At 73.4% G+C, this 21,284-nt stretch carries 19 protein-coding genes and 2 pseudogenes; 10 read left to right on the top strand and 11 right to left on the bottom strand.

Translation table 11 applies throughout. The features are described 5' to 3' along the window. Positions 1 to 25 precede the first annotated feature (25 nt). The 4 genes from ACGFI2_RS20845 to ACGFI2_RS20830 all read right to left on the bottom strand — a co-directional run bounded on the left by ACGFI2_RS20845 (position 26) and on the right by ACGFI2_RS20830 (position 5,197). Positions 26 to 889, bottom strand: coding sequence for a universal stress protein (locus ACGFI2_RS20845; protein WP_393519448.1), 864 nt, complete (start codon positions 887 to 889; stop codon positions 26 to 28). A gap of 43 nt (positions 890 to 932) precedes the next feature. Next, positions 933 to 3,344, bottom strand: coding sequence for a phosphoketolase (locus ACGFI2_RS20840; RefSeq protein WP_393519445.1), 2,412 nt, complete (start codon positions 3,342 to 3,344; stop codon positions 933 to 935). A gap of 128 nt (positions 3,345 to 3,472) precedes the next feature. Continuing rightward, positions 3,473 to 4,303, bottom strand: a complete 831-nt coding sequence (locus tag ACGFI2_RS20835; protein ID WP_393519442.1) for a universal stress protein — start codon at positions 4,301 to 4,303, stop codon at positions 3,473 to 3,475. A 93-nt stretch (positions 4,304 to 4,396) separates the two neighbouring features. Next, entirely contained in the window at positions 4,397 to 5,197 is an 801-nt protein-coding gene (locus tag ACGFI2_RS20830; protein ID WP_393519439.1) for a PP2C family protein-serine/threonine phosphatase, read from the bottom strand. A gap of 102 nt (positions 5,198 to 5,299) precedes the next feature. Between ACGFI2_RS20830 and ACGFI2_RS20825 the strand changes: the two genes are divergently transcribed. The 7 genes and pseudogenes from ACGFI2_RS20825 (at position 5,300) to ACGFI2_RS20795 (ending at position 10,576) form a co-directional block, all read left to right on the top strand. Further along, positions 5,300 to 5,536, top strand: a complete 237-nt coding sequence (locus tag ACGFI2_RS20825) for an HTH domain-containing protein (protein ID WP_091067797.1) — start codon at positions 5,300 to 5,302, stop codon at positions 5,534 to 5,536. After that, a pseudogene (locus ACGFI2_RS20820) lies at positions 5,536 to 5,718 on the top strand (Clp protease N-terminal domain-containing protein); the annotation flags it as partial. The gene ACGFI2_RS20825 and the pseudogene ACGFI2_RS20820, both read left to right, overlap by 1 nt. Before the next feature lie 189 nt (positions 5,719 to 5,907). Beyond that, a pseudogene (locus ACGFI2_RS20815) lies at positions 5,908 to 6,084 on the top strand (Clp protease N-terminal domain-containing protein); the annotation flags it as partial. Between the two features lie 120 nt (positions 6,085 to 6,204). Further along, on the top strand, positions 6,205 to 7,212 hold the full coding sequence (locus ACGFI2_RS20810) for a diacylglycerol/lipid kinase family protein (protein ID WP_393519436.1): 1,008 nt from the start codon (positions 6,205 to 6,207) through the stop codon (positions 7,210 to 7,212). Next, complete coding sequence (locus ACGFI2_RS20805) at positions 7,205 to 8,206, top strand: YihY/virulence factor BrkB family protein (protein WP_393519433.1); 1,002 nt, start codon at positions 7,205 to 7,207, stop codon at positions 8,204 to 8,206. The genes ACGFI2_RS20810 and ACGFI2_RS20805 overlap by 8 nt, the downstream gene beginning before the upstream one ends. Before the next feature lie 77 nt (positions 8,207 to 8,283). After that, a complete protein-coding gene (locus tag ACGFI2_RS20800; protein ID WP_393519430.1) occupies positions 8,284 to 9,774 on the top strand; it encodes a phosphatase PAP2 family protein in 1,491 nt (496 codons plus the stop codon). Between the two features lie 4 nt (positions 9,775 to 9,778). Continuing rightward, on the top strand, positions 9,779 to 10,576 hold the full coding sequence (locus ACGFI2_RS20795; protein ID WP_393519427.1) for an endonuclease/exonuclease/phosphatase family protein: 798 nt from the start codon (positions 9,779 to 9,781) through the stop codon (positions 10,574 to 10,576). A 58-nt stretch (positions 10,577 to 10,634) separates the two neighbouring features. Here ACGFI2_RS20795 and ACGFI2_RS20790 read toward each other — a convergent pair whose 3' ends face one another. Together ACGFI2_RS20790 and ACGFI2_RS20785 are read right to left on the bottom strand one after the other, a co-directional pair. Beyond that, entirely contained in the window at positions 10,635 to 11,513 is an 879-nt protein-coding gene (locus tag ACGFI2_RS20790; protein ID WP_393519424.1) for an alpha/beta fold hydrolase, read from the bottom strand. Next, positions 11,510 to 12,472 (bottom strand): TIGR03557 family F420-dependent LLM class oxidoreductase, encoded by a 963-nt coding sequence (locus ACGFI2_RS20785; protein ID WP_393519421.1) that lies wholly within the window; start codon positions 12,470 to 12,472, stop codon positions 11,510 to 11,512. Before ACGFI2_RS20785 ends, ACGFI2_RS20790 begins: the two co-directional genes overlap by 4 nt. A 298-nt stretch (positions 12,473 to 12,770) precedes the next feature. Between ACGFI2_RS20785 and ACGFI2_RS20780 the strand changes: the two genes are divergently transcribed. From ACGFI2_RS20780 to ACGFI2_RS20770, 3 genes are all read left to right on the top strand, one after another. Further along, positions 12,771 to 14,165, top strand: a complete 1,395-nt coding sequence (locus ACGFI2_RS20780; RefSeq protein ID WP_393519418.1) for a cellulase family glycosylhydrolase — start codon at positions 12,771 to 12,773, stop codon at positions 14,163 to 14,165. Positions 14,166 to 14,457: 292 nt separating this feature from the next. Beyond that, positions 14,458 to 14,721 carry a GntR family transcriptional regulator gene (locus tag ACGFI2_RS20775; RefSeq protein ID WP_393519415.1) on the top strand — a complete coding sequence of 88 codons (264 nt, stop codon included), beginning with the start codon at positions 14,458 to 14,460 and terminating at the stop codon, positions 14,719 to 14,721. Between the two features lie 95 nt (positions 14,722 to 14,816). Further along, a complete protein-coding gene (locus tag ACGFI2_RS20770; RefSeq protein ID WP_393519412.1) occupies positions 14,817 to 15,392 on the top strand; it encodes a hypothetical protein in 576 nt (191 codons plus the stop codon). A 51-nt stretch (positions 15,393 to 15,443) separates the two neighbouring features. Here the strand turns inward: ACGFI2_RS20770 and ACGFI2_RS20765 are convergent, their stop codons facing one another. The 5 genes from ACGFI2_RS20765 to ACGFI2_RS20745 form a co-directional block, all read right to left on the bottom strand. Next, positions 15,444 to 16,688, bottom strand: a complete 1,245-nt coding sequence (locus tag ACGFI2_RS20765) for an RNA polymerase sigma factor (RefSeq protein ID WP_393519854.1) — start codon at positions 16,686 to 16,688, stop codon at positions 15,444 to 15,446. Between the two features lie 2 nt (positions 16,689 to 16,690). Next, positions 16,691 to 17,083 (bottom strand): YciI family protein, encoded by a 393-nt coding sequence (locus tag ACGFI2_RS20760; RefSeq protein WP_393519851.1) that lies wholly within the window; start codon positions 17,081 to 17,083, stop codon positions 16,691 to 16,693. A gap of 103 nt (positions 17,084 to 17,186) precedes the next feature. Continuing rightward, a complete protein-coding gene (locus ACGFI2_RS20755) occupies positions 17,187 to 19,430 on the bottom strand; it encodes an alpha-galactosidase (protein ID WP_393519409.1) in 2,244 nt (747 codons plus the stop codon). Continuing rightward, positions 19,427 to 20,311 carry a carbohydrate ABC transporter permease gene (locus ACGFI2_RS20750; protein WP_393519406.1) on the bottom strand — a complete coding sequence of 295 codons (885 nt, stop codon included), beginning with the start codon at positions 20,309 to 20,311 and terminating at the stop codon, positions 19,427 to 19,429. Before ACGFI2_RS20750 ends, ACGFI2_RS20755 begins: the two co-directional genes overlap by 4 nt. Further along, on the bottom strand, positions 20,308 to 21,150 hold the full coding sequence (locus tag ACGFI2_RS20745) for a carbohydrate ABC transporter permease (protein WP_393519403.1): 843 nt from the start codon (positions 21,148 to 21,150) through the stop codon (positions 20,308 to 20,310). The genes ACGFI2_RS20750 and ACGFI2_RS20745 overlap by 4 nt, the downstream gene beginning before the upstream one ends. Between the last annotated feature and the right edge of the window lie 134 nt (positions 21,151 to 21,284).

The following is a 21,284-nucleotide window of genomic DNA, read 5'->3' as shown; positions in this document are numbered from 1 at the left end:
GGCGTTGACAGGGGGCCCCGTCCTTCTACTCCCGGACCACCGCGACGGGGCAGTGGGCGTGCTGGATGAGCTGCTGACTGACCGAGCCGAGCAGCATGCCCCGCAGGCCGCCCCGGCCCCGGCTGCCGACCACCACGAGCTGCGCCGCCCGGCTCGCCTCCACCAGCAGCGCCGCCGCGCTCCCGGGGACCGTCGAGATCTCGATCGGCACGTCGGGGAAGGTCTTCCGCCAGCGGGCCAGCTCCGCCTCGGCGGCGGTCCGCTCGCTCGCGGCGATGTCCTCCGGGTCGAAGTCCGGCGGGGTCCACCGGTCACCCGGCGGCTCCCAGACCCGCAGCACCCGCAACGGCACGTCGCGCTGGGCGGCGCGCTCGACGGCGAAGCCGAGCGCCCGCAGCGCCGACTCGGAGCCGTCCGAGCCGACCACCACCGGGCCGGAGGTGGCGACCCTGCCGTCGCGGACCACCACCACCGGGCAGTGGGCGTGCGCGGTGACGGAGACGGCGGTGGAGCCGGCGAGCAGCCCGCCGAAGCCGCCGTGCCCCCGGCTGCCGAGCACCAGCAGGCCCGCCTCGGCGGAGCGTTCCTGAAGCACCAGCGCGGGTGGGCCGTCGAACACCTCGCCGTGCACGGTGAGGCCGGGCCGCTCGGCGGCGGCGTCCGCCGCCGCCTTGCGGACCAGCTCCTCGACCTGGCGCCGGGCGTGCTCGTCCGGCCAGATCCCCGGGGCCACGCCGGGGCCGATCCAACCGGCGACGGTCAACCACTCGAAGACGTACGCCAGCCGCACCGGCCGGCCGGAGCGGCCCGCCTCGTCCAGCGCCCAGTCCAGGGCCACCGACGCGTCGGTCGAGCCGTCGTAGCCGACCAGGATCTCGTCGCCGCTCATGCGTCCTGCCTGCCTTTCGTTCGCGACTGCGGGGCTCGCAAGCTCACTTCTCGCGCTCACCGGATCGCACGGCCGGGTCGTTCTCGCGGATCCAGCGCCACTCGGCGACCTGGGGGTCGTCCTCGCCGTGCTCGCGGGTGTAGTCACGGCAGGCCTGCCGGACGTCGACCATCTCCTGGCGCAGGTGCGCGGCGCGCGAGCGCAGCCCCGGCACCCGGTCGATGGTGTCGATGACCAGGTGGAAGCGGTCCAGGTCGTTGAGCATCACCATGTCGAACGGCGTGGTGGTGGTGCCCTCCTCCTTGTAGCCGCGCACGTGCAGGTTCTCGTGGTTGGCCCGGCGGTAGGTGAGCCGGTGGATCAGCCACGGGTAGCCGTGGTAGGCGAAGATGACCGGCTTGTCGCGGGTGAAGATGGTGTCGAACTCGTTGTCCGGCAGGCCGTGCGGGTGCTCCGACGGCGGTTGCAGGCGCATCAGGTCGACCACGTTGACCACCCGTACCTTCAGGTCGGGCAGGTGCCGGCGCAGCAGGTCGGCCGCGGCGAGGGTCTCCAGCGTCGGCACGTCGCCGGCGCAGGCGAGCACCACGTCCGGCTCGGCGTCGTCGTCGGTGCTGGCCCAGTCCCAGATGCCCAGGCCGCGCCGGCAGTGCTGGATCGCCTCGTCCATGGTCAGCCAGTTCGGCGCCGGCTGCTTCCCGGCCACCACCACGTTGATGTAGTGCCGGCTGCGCAGGCAGTGGTCCATGGTGGAGAGCAGCGTGTTGGCGTCCGGCGGCAGATAGACGCGGACCACCTCGGCCTTCTTGTTGACCACGTGGTCGATGAAGCCCGGGTCCTGGTGCGAGAAGCCGTTGTGGTCTTGCCGCCAGACGTGGCTGGAGAGCAGGTAGTTCAGCGAGGCGATCGGCTCCCGCCAGGGGATGTGCCGGGTCACCTTGAGCCACTTGGCGTGCTGGTTGACCATCGAGTCGACGATGTGGATGAACGCCTCGTAGCTGGTGAAGATGCCGTGCCGGCCGGTCAGCAGGTAGCCCTCCAGCCAGCCCTCGCAGAGGTGCTCGGAGAGCACCTCCATCACCCGGCCGTCGGGGGAGAGGTGGTCGTCGCCGGGCTGCCGGCGGCCGACGAACGCGCGGTCGGTGACCTCGAACGCGGCGCCGAGCCGGTTGGACGCGACCTCGTCCGGGCCGAACAGGCGGAACGTCTCCGGGTTGCGGGTGATCACGTCGCGTACCCAGGGGCCGAGCGTGCCGGTCGCGCCGGCGACCGTGCCGCCGGGCTCCTCGACGTCGACGCCGTAGTCGCGGAAGTCCGGCAGCTCCAGGTTGCGCAGCAGCTTGCCGCCGTTGGCGACCGGGTTGGCGCTCATCCGCCGGTCGCCGGTGGGCGGCAGCGCGACCAGCTCGGCGACCGGGCCGCCGGTGGCGTCGAACAGCTCCTCCGGGCGGTAGCTGCGCAGCCAGCGCTCCAACTCGGCCAGGTGCGCCGGGTTGTCGCGCACCTCGGCGATCGGCACCTGGTGGGCGCGGAACGTGCCCTCGACCTGCTTGCCGTCGACGTCCGCCGGTCCGGTCCAGCCCTTCGGCGTCCGCAGCACGATCATCGGCCAGCGGGGGCGCTCGACGTCGCCGCCGGAGCGGGCCCGGCGCTGGATCTCGGCGATCTCGTCGACCGCCCGGTCCAGCGTCGCGGCGAGCAGCTGGTGCACCGCCGTCGGGTCGTCGCCCTCCACCACGTACGGCTGGTAGCCGTAGCCGCGCATCAGGTTCAGCAGGTCCTCGGTGGGGATCCGGTCCAGCACGGTCGGGTTGGCGATCTTGTAGCCGTTGAGGTGCAGGATCGGCAGCACCGCGCCGTCGCGCGCCGGGTTGAGGAACACGTTGGACAGCCAGCTGCCGGCCAGCGGGCCGGTCTCCGCCTCACCGTCGCCGATCACGCAGGCGACCAGCAGGTCCGGGTTGTCGAACGCGGCGCCGTAGGCGTGGCTCAGCGCGTACCCCAGTTCCCCGCCCTCGTGGATCGAGCCCGGCACCTCCGGCGCCACGTGGCTGGGGATGCCGCCGGGGAAGGAGAACTGGCGGAACAGCCGCTGCATGCCGCCCTCGTCGCGCGGGATGTGGTGGTACAGCTCGCTGTAGGTGCCCTCCAGCCAGGTGTTGGCGACCAGCGCGGGGCCGCCGTGGCCGGGGCCGGTGACGAAGATGGCGGACAGGTCCCGGTCGACGATGACGCGGTTGAGGTGGGTGTAGAGCAGGTTGAGGCCGGGGCTGGTGCCCCAGTGCCCCAGCAGGCGCGGCTTGACGTGCTCAGGCTTGAGCGGCTCGCGGAGCAGCGGGTTGTCGAGCAGATAGATCTGCCCCACGGTCAGGTAGTTCGCCGCCCGCCAGTAGGCGTCCAGCCGGCGCAGCTCGTCGTCGGTCAGGGGGCTGTGCAGGTCCAGCGCGGTGTCCATGCTGCGTTAGCCTCTCGTGGCTCGGGGTCGTCTGCCACTCGGGGAGGAAACGGCCGTCCCCGACGCGTCCAGCCTCGCCCCCGCACCGGGGTGACGGTCAGGGCCGTAGGTCCCGGGTCGCGCGGACATCATGACCCGTCCCCGGCGCCCGGGTCGAGCCCTCGTACGACGATCAGCGGTGCCGGCGAGTGGTAGAGCAGGGACTGGCTCACCTCGCCCAGGCTGGACTGCACCGGCCCGTCGCCGCGCGCGCCGACCAGGGCGAGTTGCGCCGCCCGGGACCGGTCGAGCAGGACGCTCCGGGGGTCGCCCCGCACCGTCTGGCAGTCGGCGGCCACCCGGGGGTGCCGGACGGCGTGCCTGTTGACCGCCTCCTCCAGCACGCCGTCGTCGCCGTCGCGGCGTTCCGGTTCGACCACCCGGACGGCGAGCAGCCGGGCTCCTCGGCGTTCGGCGCAGTCGAAGGCGTACCCGAGGGTGGCGCGGGAGCCGGGCGAGCCGTCGTAGCCGACCAGCAGCGGTCCGGGCGGGGCCGGCTCGGACCGGCCGACCAGGACCGGACAGCCGGCCCGGGCGGCCAGTTCGACGGCCGGCGCGTCGGTCGGCACGCAGGCCGGGCAGGTGGCCATGCCACCGTCACCGACCGCGACCAGGAACGCGGCGTCGGCCGCCCGCAGCAGCGCCTCGACCGGTGAGCCCTCGACGATCTCGCCGCTGACCGGCACCTCCGGCGCGGCGTCGGCGACGATCCGGCCGGCCCGTTCCAGCAGGCTCTCGGCGTCGATCCGGGTGCCGCCGGCCGGGGCCGGGCCACCCGTCGCGGCCCAGTTGAACGCGTGCACCAGGTGCAGCGGCCGGTGGTGGGCCGCGGCCTCGGCGGCGGCCGTGCGGACCACCGACAGGGCCTCCGCCGACCGGCCGACGCCGACCACCACCGCGCCGTGGCTGGGTGCGGCCATGCCGGCTCACCTCCCGACCGCGCTTTCCACCCACCGTAGTCGGGCGGCCGGGTCGGCCGGAGCGGGTCGGCGGAACTGGCCGGTGCCGGTCGTTCAGCGCGGCCCGGGGAGGGTGGGGTGGACGCGCAGCACCACGGCGGTGGCGTTGTCCTCGCCGCCGGCGTCGAGGCTGGCGTCGAGCAGGGCCCGGACGGTGCGCGCCGGGTCCCGCCGGGCGGCGAGCAGGTCGCGCAGCCGGTGGTAGCCGAGTTGGTCGCTCACCCCGTCGGTGCAGAGCAGCCAGGTGTCCCCGCGGCGTAGCCGCACGGAGAGCAGGTCCGGCTCCGGCCGGTCCGGGTGGCCGACGTAGCGCAGCAGTTGGTGGCGGGCCCGGGCCGCCTCCGGCGAGCCGGCCGTCCACCAGCCGTCCAACAGTCCGAGCCAGGCCATCGTGTGGTCGACCGTGACCAGCTCCAGCAGCCCGTCCCGCAGCCGGTACGCCCGGGAGTCGCCGAGCTGCACCAGCCAGCCCTGGTCGTCGGTCGGCTCGGCCACCAGCGCGGTGAGCGTGCACCCGGTCAGCCCGGCCTGTGCCGCGCCGGCCCGGCGTACCCGTCGCTGGGTCTCGGTCGTGGCGGCGCGCAGCCCGGCGGCGTCGACGGCCGGCCAGGCGGCGCGGACCTGGTCGACGAAGGTCCGCGTCGCGGTCGCGCCGGCGGCCCGGCTGCCCTCGCCTTCGCCCATGCCGTCGCAGACCACGGCCAGCGGCAGCTCCTCGTCGACGTGCAGCACGTCGTAGTTCTCCGGGTAGCGGTGCCCGACCACGCTGCCCCCGGCGACCTCCAGGGTGAGCCGCCCGGCGGTCAGCCGGCGGGCGGCCTCGACCGGCCGGTCCAGCGGACGGCGACGGAACACCTACGGAACGTAACACCGCCGCGGGCGACGAACCGGCAGGCGGCGGCGTGTCATCTGTCAACCAGGGTTGACGAGGGCCTGTTGTCAACCTACATTGACAGCATGAGTCATGCGACGGAACTCGCGGCGGCGGCCGGCAGCACCGACCCGAAGGTCGGCCTGCGCGCCGTGCTCGCCCTGCGTCGGCTGCTCGAACGGCTCGAGGTGGTCCAGGTGGACAACGCCCGGCGACAGGGCTGGTCCTGGCAGGAGATCGCCGACGCGCTCGAGGTCAGCCGACAGGCGGTCCACAAGAAGCACGCCGGGCGACCGGCGGTGCGCGAAAGCTGGGAGGCGTGATGTTCGAACGATTCACCGACCGGGCCCGTGCCGTGGTGCACCACGCCCTCGTCGAGGCCGAGACCGAGGGCCGGCGCCCGGTGGGCACGGAACACCTGCTGCTCGGCGTGCTCGCCGACCGCGACAACCTGGCGGTCCGGCTGCTGTCGGCCGACGGCATCGACGCCGACGGCCTGCGTACGGCGGTGGCCCGGCACACCGCCCAGGCCGTCGACGGGCTCGGCGCGGCGGACGCGGCGGCGCTACGCGAGATCGGCATCGACCTCGCCGCGATCGTGGCCCGGATCGAGGAGTCCTTCGGCCCCGACGCGCTCCGCGAGGCGGCGCCGCGCCCGCGCCGGTGGTGGCGCCGCCGGCACGACTCCGGCCGGTTCTCGCCCCGGGCCAAGAAGGTGCTGGAGCTGTCCCTGCGCGAGGCCCTGCGGCTGCGCCACCGGCACATCGGCACCGAGCACATCCTGCTCGGCCTGCTCCGGGAGGGCGACGGCCTGGGCGCGCAGGTGCTCACCGAGGCCGGCGCGGACCTCGACGACCTGCGGCAGCGGGTCGAGGTGGCGCTGCGCGAGGCGGCCTGACACGGGGTCGGCGATTCCAAACCACTTTGCGGTCCTCGCAACCACCCCGCCCGCCGGGTCGCCGCCACGCCCCGCGTCCTGCACACTGACGCCGTGGACGGTGCAGAAGACAAGCTTCCGGTGACCGCGGAGAACCGGACCCCGCGCTCCGCGGTGGTGGTCAACCCGGTGAAGGTGGCCGACCTGGACGAGTTCCGGCGGACCGTGGACGGCGCGCTCGACGCGGCCGGCTGGCCGGCACCGACCTGGTACGAGACCACGGTCGAGGACCCCGGTCGCGGCCAGGCCGAGGAGGCGGTCGAGGCCGGGGCGGAGGTGGTCTTCGCCTGCGGCGGCGACGGCACCGTGATGGCCTGCGTCACCGCGCTCGCCGGCACCGACGTGGCGCTCGCCGTGCTGCCCCAGGGCACCGGCAACCTGCTCGCCGCCAACCTCGGCCTCTCGAACGACCTCGCCGCCGGGCTGGAGGTCGCCGTCGAGCGCGGCATGCGCCGGCTCGACGTCGGCGTGGTCGGCGACCAGTGCTTCGCGGTGATGGCCGGGATGGGCTTCGACGCCCAGATGCTCGACTCCACCTCCGAGACCACCAAGAAGCGGATCGGCTGGCCGGCCTACCTGGTGGGCGCGGCCCGCCACCTGCGTGACCGGCCGATGCGCGTCTCGGTGCGGATCGACGGCCGGCCCCCGCTGCGCCGCCGCGCCCGCTCGGTCCTGGTCGCCAACGTCGGCCGCCTCCAGGGCGGGGTGCGCCTGCTCACCGACGCCGAGCCCGACGACGGCTGGCTCGACGTGGCGGTGCTCACCCCGCGCACGCTCGGCCACTGGCTCGCCATGGGCTGGGCGCTGGTACGCCGCACCGGCAGCGTGCCCCGGATGGAGGTGTTCCGGGCACGCACCGTCGAGATCGCCAGCAACCGGGCCCAGCCACGCCAGCTCGACGGCGACCTGATCGAGCCGGGCCGCTCGCTCACGGCCACCATCCGGCCCGAGTCGCTCTGGCTGTGCGTGCCGCGGCCGGCGGAGCACCCCGACCTGGCCGAGGACGCGCAGGCCGCCGCCGAGCGCGGCGAACGCCTGGTCGAGGACGTCCGGCGTGAGTAGCACCAAGCTCGTCCCCGAAACCCGGCTGATGGCCCAGAACGAGCTGTCGGCCGACGACGCCTGGCGCACCCTGCGCCGGCACGGCGGCTGGCGCCTGCTGCGGGACGCCTTCATCCGGTTCCGCTACGGCGACGGCTTCAGCCACTCCCGGGCCCTGGCGTTCCAGCTCTGCCTGGCCGTGGTGCCGTTCCTGATCGCGCTCACCGGCCTGATCACCGACCTCGGCGCGGACGAGGGCGGCAAGGTCCTCGCCGACACCGTGCTGGCCATCACACCGGGCCAGAGCGAGACCGTGGTGCAGGAGCTGCTGACCGACTCCGACCGCACCGAGGACGCCGGCGAGCTGGCGCTGACCCTCGGTCTGATCACCGGGCTGGTCGCGTTGACCACCACGATGGCCCAGATCGAGCGCGGCGCCAACCGGATCTACGGCGTCGAGCGGGACCGCCCGGCGTTCCCGAAGTACGTGCGCGCCACCGTCCTCGCGCTGGTCGCCGGCGTGCCCGCGCTGACCGGATTCCTGATCCTGGTCGGCGGCGGCGCGGTGGGCGACTCGGTGCGCGCCCACTACGAGTGGGGCGGCGCCGCCACCGTCGTCTGGGACGTGGTCCGCTGGCCGCTGAGCCTCGGCCTGACCGTGCTCGCCGTCGCCGCGCTGTTCCGGCACACGCCCCGCCGTAAGCAGCCCGGCCTGTCCTGGCTCTTCTTCGGCGCCGGCATCGCCATCGCCATCTGGTGGGTGGCCAGCCTGCTGCTCGCCGCGTACGTCAAGTACAGCGGCGGGTTCGGCCAGACCTACGGCGCGTTGACCGGCATGATGGCGCTGCTGCTCTGGGCCAACCTCACCGGGATGGCGCTCTTCGGCGGGCTGGCCTTCGCCGCCCAGCTGGAGGCGATGCGGATCGGGGTGGAGGAGCCGGCCCAGCCGGATCTGTGGGAGCCGGAGGCGCAGCGCGAGGAGCTGCTGGACACCGGCGAGATGACCGCGCTCTGACGCCGCGCCGACGCGGCGTGTGAGAGCCACGCCGATCGGGTACAGCGCGCCTCGCAGAAGAACGAGGGAGGTGCGGTGTGACCGCGGTCAAGGAATCCGGGCGCCGGCCGCTCGGTCACTTCGCCGAGCGGAGCCTGGCCGGGCTGCTCGCGGTGGCCGGCGCGGGAGTCGCGTTCGGCGTGTTGCTGATGCTCGTCCGGTTCCGCTGGAGCCCGCTGCAGAACGCCGACCACGAGGCGGCCGAATGGTTCAACAACCTCGTGGCGCCGCACCACCCGCTGGTCACCGTCCTCCAGGCGATCACCGACCTGGGCGGCCGGCCGGTGCTGATCTGGCTGATCACCATCGCGGTGGTGGGCCTGCTGATCCGCCGCCAGTCCCGGCTGGCGGTCTACCTGATCATCACCGGCGTCGGTGGACTGATCCTCGACCCGTCGCTCAAGGCGCTGGTGGGGCGGCTGCGCCCGGTGGTGGACGTGCCGATCGCCAGCGCGCCCGGCAACAGCTTCCCCAGCGGCCACGCGCTCGGCTCGTTCGTCGCGTACGGCGCGCTGCTGCTGGTGTTCCTGCCCGCGATGGCGCCGCGCTGGCGCAAGCCGGCCATCGCCATCGCCGCGGTGCTGATCTTCCTGGTCGGGCTGACCCGGATCGCGCTGGGCGTGCACTTCGTCTCGGACGTGCTCGGCGGCTGGCTGCTCGGCGCGGCCTGGCTGGGCGTCACCGCGTACGCCTTCCGGCTGTGGCGGCGCGAGCGCGGCCGGCCGGTCCCGCCGCTGACCGAGGGCCTGGAGCCCGAGGCGGGCGAGGAGATCGCCCCGGCCCCGGCCGAGGAGAAGGTGCTGGAGCACCCCCGCTCCTCGGTGGCCGAGCTGCTGGTCGGCTGGGTGATCGTGTTCGGCGCGCTCTACGCGTTCGGCATGTACGTCAGCTACCACGCCAAGGGCACGTTCTTCGACACGCTCGACACCGAGGTGCCGCGCTGGTTCGCCGCCCGGCACACCGACGGGCTCACCGATCTGAGCTGGTGGTGGAGCAAGTTCGGCGACACCCACGCCATCCTGCTGGTCTCGCTGGTGTTCTGCCCGATCGTGCTGGCCGTGTGGCGGCGGTGGCGGCCGGTGCTGTTCGTGGTGCTGGCCATGTTCGGCGAGCTGAGCCTCTTCCTGGCCAGCGCCCGGGTGGTGGAGCGGCCCCGCCCGCCGGTGGAGAACCTGGACGGGCAGATGCCGACCTCGTCGTTCCCGTCCGGGCACATCGCGGCGACCATCTGCCTCTGGGCCGCCATGGCGATCATCGTGTTCCCGCGTACCGACAGGTGGTGGCGGTGGCTGTTCGTGGCGATGGCGGTGATCATGCCGGTGGGCGTGGCGACCTCCCGGATGTACCGGGGCATGCACCACCCGACCGACTTCATGGGCGCGATCATCCTCGGCGCGCTCTGGCTGTCGCTGCTCTGGTGGGTGGTCCGGCCGAACGCCGACGTGGCGCAGGGCAACCAGCCGGAGATCGAGTCCGAGCAGGTGCACGAGCTGGACGACGAGCTGGCCAAGGCCGGCCGGCCGGACTGACCCGATGCTGCGGCTGATGACCTGGAACATCCGCACCGGCGGTCGGGACCGTGACGGCACCGACCGCCGGGACCGGATCGTCTCGGTCGTCGACGCGCAACGCCCGGACGTGCTGGCGCTCCAGGAGCTGCGCGGGCTGGACCGCACGCTGGGCGGGCTGGCGCAGCGGGCCGGGATGGTGCCGTACCTGGCCCGGTCCTGGTTCGGCCAGCCGGTGGCGGTGCTGGTCCGCCCGCCGCTGCGGGTGCTGCGCGCCGGGCCGGTGCGCCGGCCGTTCCACCACGCCGCCGCCCGGGTCCGGATCGCCACGCCGGCAGGACCGCTTACCGTGTTCAGCACCCACCTGAGCCCGTACTCGGGCGGGCGGCGGCGGATCGAGGCGGCCTGGCTGGCGGTGGCGGTGCGGCGCACCGGGGGAGAGCTGGCGCTGCTGGCCGGGGACCTGAACACGCTGGAACCGGCGCTCGACCACGCCGACCGGCTGGCCGGGCTCGCCGCCGGATACCGGCGCCGGCACCTGCGCCGCGACGGCCGTACCGTGGACACCCGGGCGGTGGCCCGACTGCTCGACGCCGGTCTGGTCGATCTCTGGCCGCGGGCCGGCGGCGACGGGCCGGGCGGGCTGACCGTGCCGACCCGGCACGGCGGCGCGGAGTTCGCCGGGATGCGGCTGGACTACCTGCTCGCCACGCCGGCGCTGGCCGACCGGGTCCGCGCGGTCCGGGTGGTCCGCGACGGTGACGCGGACACCGCCTCCGACCACTACCCGGTCCTGGCCGAGCTGGACATGGCGGGGCCCTAGAGGATCAGGTTGAGCAGCACGGTCAGCACCACCGACGCGACGATCGAGAAGAGGATCATCAGGAGGCAGCCGAACCCGCCTCCGGCCGGCCGGATCTCGGTGTTCCCGATACGCATGACGTCAGCTCCTCTTCCTCGGGGGTGAGCAGGTCGTGGATCGCGTCCGCGACCGGGTCGGGCGCGGTGGTCACCACGTTGTGCGCCGCGCCCGGCACGGTGACCGCGCGGGCGCCGGGCACCAGGCGGACGGCCTCCGCCCGCCAGTCGGCCGGGGCGACCGGGTCCCGGGCGCCGGCCAGCACCAGCGTCGGCGCGGTGACCCGGACCAGATCTTCCTCGATCGCGTTGCGCACCGAGTGGGACAGCGTGGCGAACACCCGCCACGGGCGGGCGTCGATCACGTCGCGGACCAGGATCGGCCCCTGCCACGGCGCCTCGCGCAGCGTGTCCACCAGCCAGCGGCCGATCTGGCCGCGCCGCGACCGGGCCGCCGGGTCGCTGGTGGGGCCGGCCAGCACCAGCGCGCGGACCAGATCGGGGCGACGGGCGGCGAGCGCGGCGGCCACCTCCGCGCCGAACGAGTGGCCGAGCAGGCAGACCGGACCCAATCGGTACGCGGCCAGCCAGTCGACCAGGAACGCGGCGTGCCCGGCCACGTCGTACGCGGTGCCGGGGCGCTCGGTCAGCCCGAAGCCGGGCAGGTCCGGCACGTACACCGGATGGTGGGCCGACAGCGTCGCCGCCAGCGGGGTGAGGTAGCGGTGCGACACGGCCAGGCCGTGCACCAGCACCACGGGTGGGTCCGCCCGGCCCGGGACGGCCGATCGGCGGGTGTGCGTGCGCAGCCCGCCGACCGACCGGAATTCGCTGACCAGCCCGGCCGCCGGCCGGGGCGCGGCGAACGCCCGGCGCAGCTCGGACCTCCCGGCGCGGGTCACAGCTCGCGCAGCCGGGGCAGCAGCTCCTCCTGGGCCCAGTCGAGGAACATCGGCTGGCTGTCGCCGCCCACCTGCACCAGCGCCACGTGGGTGAAGCCGGCGTCGACGAACTTCTTGAACGCCTCGACGTGCCGCTCGGTGTCCGGTCCGCAGGAGATGCCCTCGGCCACGTCCTCCTCGCGGACGAACTGGGTGGCCGCCGCGAACGCGTCCGGGTTCGGCAGGTCGGCGTTGACCTTCCAGCCCATCCCGAACCAGCGGAACTGGTCGTGCACGATCTTGCGGCACTCGTCCTCGTCGGGGCCGTAGCAGACGGCCACCTGCCCGTAGCGGGGGCGGCCCGCGCCGCCGGCCTCCTCGTACATGTCGACCAGGTGCGACAGCGGGTCGGTGGCGATCATGGCGTCGGCGTACTCGGCGGCGAGGGTGGCCGACTGCCGGCCGGACGCGGCCACCGCCATCGGCACCGGGCGCTCCGGCCGGTCCCACACGTACGCGTCGGGCACGTCGAAGTGGTTGCCGGAGAACGTCAGCGTCTCGCCGTTGAGCAGCGGCCGGATGATCTGCAGCGCCTCCTCGAACATCTCGTGCCGCTGCTGCACGTGCGGCCACCCGCCCACCACGTGCTCGTTCAGGTTCTCCCCGGCGCCGAGGCCGAGCGTGAACCGGCCGTCCGAGAGCACTCCGATGGTGCTTGCCTTCTGCGCCACGACGGCCGGGTGGTAGCGCCGGATCGGGCAGGTGACGAACGAGAGCAGCTCGGGCCGGCTGGTGGCGTGGGCGACCGCGCCGAGCACCGACCAGGCGTACGGGGAGTGGCCCTGCGACTCCAGCCACGGGTAGTAGTGGTCGGACATGACCAGGTGGTCGAAGCCGGCGGCCTCGGCGCGCACGGCGTGGTCGACCAGCTCCTTGGGGCCGGCCTGCTCGCACATCAGGGTGTAGCCGACGTTGACCATGGCGCCTCTCCTTCCGGGTGGATCGTCCCGGGATACCCCGCCGGGCGCGGGTCAACCTTGACGGGTGGTTTGTTGCTGCCTACAGTCCGGCTTAACCGGTTCAGATCGGGGAGGCGAAGCATCCTGTGGTGGGGGTGGCCGCCCCTGCGGCGGCCCGTGACGACACGGGCCGCCGCAGGACTTAACCGGTTGCCTCCGGCGGTCCATCGGCCTACGCTGATGCCGGCGTCCGGGACCGTCGTCACCATCACCGCACCCCCACTCGGGCACGGGGGAGACCTCCCTTCTGAGGACAGCCATGAAGAAAATGCTCTCCGTCGCGGGCGTCGCCCTGCTGACGGCCCTCACCGCCGTCTTCGCCTTCGGGCAGCCGGCGCAAGCCGCCACCGGTTTCTCCGTCTCGAACGGCCGGCTTTACGACGCCAACGGCACCGAGTTCGTCATGCGCGGCGTCAACCACGCGCACACCTGGTACCCGCAGCAGACCAGCTCGTTCGCCAACATCAAGGCGCTCGGCGCCAACACGGTCCGGGTGGTGCTGGCCAGCGGCGACCGCTGGACGAAGAACAGCGCCGCCGACGTGGCCAACGTGATCTCGCTGTGCAAGGCCAACCGGCTCATCTGCGTGCTGGAGGTGCACGACACCACCGGCTACGGCGAGGACGGCGCCGCCACCACGCTGGCCAAGGCCACCGACTACTGGCTGAGCATCGCCGACGTGCTCAAGGGCCAGGAGAAGTACGTCATCGTCAACATCGGCAACGAGCCGTTCGGCAACCAGGGTTACAGCGCCTGGACCACCGACACCTCCAACGCGATCAAGCGGCTGCGGGCCGGCGGCCTCACCCACACGATCATGGTGGACGGCCCGAACTGGGGCCAGGACTGGTCCTTCACCATGCGCGACAACGCCGGCACCGTGTTCAACGCCGACCCGCAGCGCAACACCGTCTTCTCCATCCACATGTACGGCGTCTTCGACACCGCCGCGGAGATCACCGACTACCTGGGCCGGTTCCGCACCGCCGGACTGCCCGTCGTGGTCGGCGAGTTCGGCTTCAACCACTCCGACGGCAACCCCGACGAGGACACCATCATGTCCTACGCGCAGGCCAACCGGATCGGCTACCTGGGCTGGTCGTGGAGCGGCAACGGCGGCGGCGTCGAATACCTCGACATGACCACCGGCTTCAACCCGGCCCAGCTCACCAGCTGGGGCCAGCGCATCTTCGCCGGGGCCAACGGCATCACCGCCACCTCCCGCGAGGCGTCGGTCTACTCCGGCAGCTCGCCGAGCCCGACCACCAGCCCCACCACGAGTCCCACCCCCACCACGAGCCCGACCACCAGCCCGAGCCCCACCACGCCGCCGACCAGCACGCCCCCGCCGTCCGGCGGGTGCACCGCCACCTACACCGTCACCAACTCGTGGCAGGGCGGCTTCCAGGGCGATGTCAAGGTGACCGCCGGTTCCGCCGCGATCAGCGGCTGGACGGTGAAGTGGACGTTCGCCAACGGCCAGACCGTCAGCCAGGCGTGGAACGCCACGGTCAGCAACAGCGGGTCGGCGTACACCGCCCGCAACGTGGACTACAACGGCCGGCTCGGCGCCGGCGCCAGCACCGGCTTCGGCTTCATCGGCAGCTGGAACGGCACCAACGCGACGCCCGCGGTGACCTGCGCCGCTAGCTGACCACAGGTGGCCGGGTCCGCCCGGACCCGGCCACCCTTCTCTCGCGTACGCCCCAGGTCGGTGCGGTCGGATCGTCGGTGTGCCTGCCGTCGGCACCTGTCGAGCTGAGGGTGGAGCCTCCGCCGCCCCGGCTTCGATCCGACCGAACCATTCGGCGGTGTCTCCGGTTTCTGATACGCCCATGGCGTTCCACTCGCGAGCCGACCGGGGCGTGGGTGGAACGGTATGGGTGTCTCCGGCGCCCTGACACACCCATGGCGTTCCACTCGCGAGCCGGGCGGGGCGGGGCACGATGACGCCCGTGCCCATCCCGCACACAGCGAAGGAGATCGCCGACGATCTGACCCGCCGCATCGGCGCCGGGGAGTTTCCGCGCGGGGCCCGCCTGCCGACGTACGACGCACTTGCCGCTGAGTACGGGTCGGCCCGGCGCACCGTCGCGGCACCCTCAAGGCGCACGGCATCGTGGTGGGCGTACCGGGGTCGGGAACATACGTTGCAGAGGCGTAGGCGCCCGGCGACGATCCTCAGGAAACGGCGTCGGCCCGAATCCTGACACTGGGCGAGCTGCGGGCGTACGGGCCGGGCTGCCGTACGATCTGGCGCGCGTCGCGCCTACCGGCCGGCGCGCGATCGTCGGGAGGGGACGCGATGAGCACGCCGGGGACCAGGGGGCGACCGTCCGGGCTGGTGGTCGGCTCGCTCGTGGCCATCTCGTTCGGGACCGTCTTCATCATGGTCAACAGCGGTGGCCTGCCGTCGCCGTGGCCGCTCGTGGTGCGGGTGGCCGGCCTGCTGGTGGCCGCGCTGCTCCTGGTCGCCCTGTTCCGGGTCGCCCGCCGGGCCGCGCCGACCGCTCAGGGACCGGAGGCGGCGGGCTTCATGGACCGCCGCTACTGGATCGTGGTGGCGCTGGAGGCGGTCGCGCTCTTCGGCGGCCTGGCCGTCATCAACAACGTGCTCGACCGTCCCGCCGTGGCGGTGGCCTGGGTCGCGGTCGTGGTCGGCGTGCACTTCTTCGGCCTCGCCGCCGTCTGGCGGATGCCGCGCTACCACTGGCTCGGCGCCGTGATGACCGCGCTGGGCGTGGCCGGCTTCCTCGTCCACGCGCTGGGCGGCGGCGCGGCGGCGGTCGGCCTGGTCTCCGGGGTGGGCTGCGGCGCCGCCCTGTTCGCCACCGTCGCCCTGGCCCTCCGCGACACCACCCGCCGGCTCCCCGCCGCCTGATCAAGGAGTTCGCGTCGCGGGCCGCGCCGGACGCCGACCTGAACTCCTTGGTCAACGAGCGCGGAGGCGGGCGGCGCGGGTCAGCAGGTACTCCTGTTCGGGACGGCTGGTCGTTCTCGCGGCGGCGGCCCGGTAGTGGGTCACCGCGGCGTCCCGGTCGCCGGCCATCTCGTGCAGGTGGGCGCGGGCCGCGTCGAGCCGGTGCGAGCCGGCCAGCCGGGGGTCGGCGGCGGGACCGGCGAGCGCGGCCAGCCCGGCGGCCGGGCCGTGCACCATGGCGGTGGCGACCGCCCGGTTCAACGCCACCACCGGGCTGCCGGTGAGGTGTTCCAGCACCCCGTAGAGCGCGAGGATCTGCGGCCAGTCGGTGGCCGCCGCGCTCGGCGCCTCGTCGTGCAGCGCGGCCACGGCGGCCTGGAGCTGGTACGGCCCGACGGGCCCTCGGCGCATGGCGTCGGTGACCAGCGACGTGCCCTCGGCGACGGCGGCGGCGTCCCAGCGGGACCGGTCCTGCTCGGCCAGCGGGATCAGCTCGCCGGACGGGCCGGTGCGGGCGGCGGCGCGGGCGTCGGTGAGCAGCATCAGGGCGAGCAGCCCGGCCACCTCGCTGTCGTCGGGTAGCCGCCGGTGCATCTCCCGGGCCAGCCGGATCGCCTCCTCGCAGAGGTCGATCCGCCGCAGGTCGTCCCCGAGGGTCGCGGTGTGCCCCTCGGTGAAGATCAGGTAGAGCACGTGCAGCACGGCGGCGAGCCGGGCCTGACGATCGGCCGGCTCGGGCAGCCGGAACGGCAACCCGGAGTCCTTGATGCGCTGCTTGGCCCGGCTGATCCGCTGCGCCATGGTGGCCTCGGGCACCAGGAACGCGCGGGCGATCTCGGCGGTGCTCAGGCCGCCCACCGCGCGCAGCGTCAACGCGATGGCCGACGGCGTGGTCAGCGTCGGGTGGCAGCAGAGGAAGAGCAGCACCAGCGTGTCGTCCCGGTCGCCGGTCAGCGGCTCGTCGGCGGCCGGCGCGGCCCGCCGGTCGTCGCCGGAACGCCGGGCCGCGCGTTCCTCCCGGTCCCGCCGGGCCGTCTCGGCCCGCACCAGCTCGACCATCCGCCGGTACGCGACCTGCGTGAGCCAGCCGCGCGGATGCTCCGGCAGCCCTTCGGCCGGCCACTGTCGGGTCGCCGCCAGCAGCGCCTCCTGCACCGCGTCCTCGGCGGTGGCGAAGTCACCGAACCGGCGGGCGAGCACGCCGAGGACCTGCGGCGCCAACTCGCGCAGCAGGTCCTCGACGGCGTGGTCGGCCAGGGTCACATCTCCTGGGGCGGGCCGGACATCACCGGGTGCACCTCGATCGGCATGTTCAGCGGCCGACCGCCGGGGCCGGGCGCGGTGGAGATGAACGCGGCGATCTCGACCGCCCGCTGCGGGGTCTCGCAGTCGACGATCCAGAAGCCGGCCAGGAACTCCTTGGTCTCCGCGTACGGACCCTCGGTGACCACCGGCGCGCCGTTCTCGCCGGCCCGCACGATCCGGGCCTGCGGCGGCCCGCCCAGCCCTTCGCCCTGCACGAACTCCCCGTCGGCCAGGAGCTTGGCGTTGACCTCGCCCATGAAGTCGATGTGTGCCCGGAACTCTGCCGGCGTCCAGGTGTCGATCGGCGGAAAATCGGTCCCGGCGGCGCTGAACTGCATCAGCAGCATGTACTTCACGATTCGCTCCTCACGCCCGAGCACCGATTGTCGGTGCTTCCACCCTGCGGTAGAAGCCACCACCCCGGTTCTCGACATCCGCCGGAGAAGATTCTCAGGAAAGTTCGGTGACCTCCAGCAGCAGCGCCTGCTCCGGGTGCAGCGCGGGCAGTTGCAGGCCGACCGCGCCGAGCACCGACCCGCTCAGTGTCACGCCGTCACCGGACGCCAGCCAGCCCGGCGGCGTCAGCTCCAGCAGGGCCGGCTCCGGCACCCCGGCCGGCGGGCGTACCCGGTAGCGCCGATGCGGGTCGAGTCCCGGCAGCCGCACCGCGCCCGGCACCTGCGCGACGGACGTGGCCACCCGGCTGACCGCGTACACCGCCCGGGAGCGGTCGTGGGCGACGACGCCGTGGGCCTGCACGGCCGGGTCCGGGTGGTCGACCCGGACCACCCGCCCGCCGTGCAGCAGCGGGCGCAGCCGTTTGTGCAGCGCCACCCAGGCGGTCAGTTCGGCCCGCGCGGTCGCGTCGATCGCGCTGATGTCCCACTCGATGCCGTGGTGGCCGAAGAGTGCGGTGACCGCCCGGAAGCCGAGGTCGTGCGCGCGGTGCGTGGTGTGCGAGCGGTCCGGGCCGATGTGGGTGCCGATCAGCTCCGGCGGGAGCAGCAGCCCGGTCCAGCGTTGGATGGCCAGCCGCTCCAGCGCGTCGTTGCAGTCGCTGGCCCAGACCCGGTCGGTGCGGCGCAGGATCTCCAGGTCGACCCGGGCGCCGCCGGAGGAGCAGCTCTCGATCTCCAGGCCGGGGTGGCGGGCGCGCAGCTCGTCCAGCAGCCGGTAGGCCGCCACGGTCTGCGCGTGCACCCCGGGCCGGCCGGCATGCGCGGCCTCGGTGAGGTCCCGGTTGTGGTCCCACTTCAGGTACGCGATCCCGTCGTGCTCGGTCAGCACCGCGTCGAGCCGGCCGAGCAGGTACCCGTACGCGTCCGGGTGGGCCAGGTCGAGCACCTGCTGGTGCCGCCACGCCGGTGGCAGCCGGCCGGGGGCCTGGAGCACCCAGTCGGGGTGGGCACGGAACAGGTCCGAGTCGGGGTTGACCATCTCCGGCTCGACCCAGAGCCCGAACTGCATGCCGTGCCCGCGTACGTGGTCGATGAGCGGTTGCAGCCCGCCGGGCCAGACCTGCTCGTCGACCCACCAGTCGCCGAGCCCGGCGAGGTCGTGCCGCCGGCCGCGGAACCAGCCGTCGTCGAGCACGAAGCGTTCCACGCCCACCTCGGCGGCCCGGTCGGCGAGCGCGCGCAGCCGGTCCAGGTCGTGGTCGAAGTAGACCGCCTCCCACACGTTGAGCGTCACCGGTCGGGGCGCGCGCGGATGACCCGGCCGGGCGCGCAGGCTGGTGTGCAGCACGTCGCTGAGCCCGTCCAGCCCGTCGCCCGACCGGACCGCGTACAGCAGCGGAGTGGCGTACTCCTCGCCCGGCCCGAGCACGATCTCGCCCGGTGCGAGCAGTTCACCGCCGCCGAGCGTGGCCTCGCCGGTCGGGCGGCGCTCGGCCACCGTGACGTGGTCGCCGCTCCACGCGGTGTGCACCGCCCACACCTCGCCGTGCCCGAAGCCGAAGCCGGGGGTGCCGGCGACCAGCAGCAGCGTGGCGTCGTGCCCGGTGCGGCCGTGCCGCCCCTCGCGCACCCACGCGCCCATCGGCCACGGGTGCCGCTGCGGGGCGCGTTCCCGGCACCAGCGCCCGGTCAGGTCGAGCAGTTCGGTGGCGACCGCCGGCACCGGCAGCACCGGGGTCAGCTCGCGCAGCTCGTACCGGCCGTCGCCGTCGTTGCGCAGCCGGTGCCGCAGCGTCAGCAACCCCGCCGCGTCCAGCGCGATCTCGATCGTCAGGCTCAAGCCCGCGCCCTCGTCCGCCGCCCGCACGATCACCCGCCCGGCGGAACGGAAGGGCCCCCTGTCAACGCCTGGTGCGGGTAAAGGGGCCCCTGCTAACAGCTCGGGCCCGCTCGCAGCGGCGCCGTCGGGTGGCGGCGCCGTGGGCTCGTCCTGCACGTCGATGCCGGTCAGGTGGAACGCGGTGGACCAGTCCCGGCCGTCGCGGTGGCCGGCCAGCCCGGGGCGGCCGCTCCAGCCCGCGCTCGCCTCGGGCAGCAGCGACAGCACGGTGGGTTCGTCGAAGCTGCTCGGCACCACCGGCGGCACGGTGGCGTCGACAAGCGCGGGCAGGTCCGCCGGGGACAGCGGCCCGAGGTCGGTGCCCCAGTGCGCGACCCGGGGCAGCCCCGGACCGCGCGCGTCGAGCACCAGGCTGGTCCGCGCGCGGCGCAGGTGGACGATGGTCGGAGGCGTCATCCCTTGGAGGCTCCCAGCGTCAGGCCCCGGACGAACTGCTTCTGCAGCAGGAAGAAGATCACCACGGTGGGGATCGCGACCAGCACCGAGCCGGCCGAGACGAGGTTGTTGTCGGTGAAGAACTGGCCGCGCAGGTTGTTCAGCGAGCTGGTCACCGGGAACTTGTCGCCGCTGCGCATGAGCACGGTGGCCCAGAAGAACTCGTTGTAGATCCAGGTCACCTCCAGCGTGGCCAGCGCGGCCAGGGCCGGCCGGCACAGCGGCATGGTCACCTGCCAGTACTGCCGCCACACGCTCGCCCCGTCGACCATCGCCGCCTCGTACAGCTCGTGCGGCAGCGCCTTCATGTAGTTGCTCAGCACGAAGACGCAGAAGCCGCACTGGAACGCGACGTTGACCAGGATCAGCCCCCAGTAGCTGTCGTAGAGCAGCTCCGAGTCGCTCATCCAGACCGGCAGCGGGATCTCGGTGAACATCCGGAACAGCGGGATCAGCAGGGACTGCTGCGGCAGCAGGTTCGCCGCGGTGAAGAGGCCGAGCAGCGCGATGTTGAGTTTCCAGCTGAACCGGGCGATCACGAACGCCACGCACGAGGCGAGGAAGAGCGTGAGCAGCACCGCCGGGACGGTGATGTAGATCGAGTTGAGGAAGTGCTTGCCGAACTCGGCGGTCTGCCACGCGGTGACGTAGTTGTCGATGGTCCATCCGCCGAACGAGACGTAGCCGTGGACGGCGGTGTACTGGTAGGAGCGGAACGAGGTGAGCACCGCCCAGAGCAGCGGGAACAGCCAGCCGACGGCGACCGTACCCAGGAAGACGTGCAGGACGACCCGGGCGGGCCGCACCGGCCGGCGACGCCCGGGGGTGACGGCGGTGGTCATCGCTTGCCCTCCCGCATGACGGTCCAGAGGTAGACGGTGATGAAGATCAGGGAGACGGCCAGCATGATGGTGGCCAGCGCGGAGCCGAAGCCGATCCGGCTCGCCTCGCCGACCACGTTCTGGGTGACCAGGGCGGAGATCAGCTCCAGCCCGTTGCGGCCCTTGTTGATGACCCAGACCAGGTCGAACGCGCGCAGCGACTCGATCACGGTCACCACCAGCACGATGATGTTGATCGGGCGCATCACCGGGAAGACGACCCGGAAGAACGTGCTGGTTTCCGAGGATCCGTCCACCGCGGCGGCTTCCCGCAGCGACGGGTCGACGCCCTTGAGGCCGGCCAGGTAGAGCAGCATGATGTAGCCGACGTGGCGCCAGCCGGCGGCCACCAGCACGGCCCAGATGTTGACGTTCGGGTCGCCGTACCAGTCGGTGTCACCGCCGAACACGCCGTTGAGCAGGCCCTGGTCCCGGCTGTAGATGAGCTGCCAGATGAAGCCGACAAGCGCCAGCGAGAGCACCACCGGCAGGTAGAGCGCGGTCTGGTAGATCCGGCTGCCGCGCAGCTCCTTGTCCAGCAGCACGGCGAGGAACATGCCGAACGGGGTGGCCACCACGAACAGGGCGGCCAGCCAGAGCAGGTTGTTCTGCACCGCGGGGACGAACGGCGGGTAGTTGTTCACCACGTCGTCGTAGTTCTTCAGCCCGACCCAGTCGATCTCGCCGAGCGGGCCGATGCCGTCCCAGTTCGTGCCGGACAGCAGCACGGTGGCCGCCGCCGGCAGCCAGACCAGGCCGAGGACGAGCAGCAGGGGCACCACCACCATCAGCGTGATCACCACGCGGTCGGTGCCGGAGAGGAGCCGTAGCCGGCGGGGGGGGGGGCCCCCCCCCGCGGGGGGGGGGGGGGGGGGGGGGGGGGGGCGGGCGCCGGGGGGGGGGGGGGGGGGGGGGGCGGGGGGGGGGGGGGCCA

The sequence above is a fragment of the Micromonospora sp. NPDC049282 genome (assembly GCF_043197045.1).
Lineage (GTDB): Bacteria > Actinomycetota > Actinomycetes > Mycobacteriales > Micromonosporaceae > Micromonospora.
The sequence above is the reverse complement of the archived record's forward strand: the minus strand, read 5'-3'. Positions and strand labels throughout refer to the sequence as shown.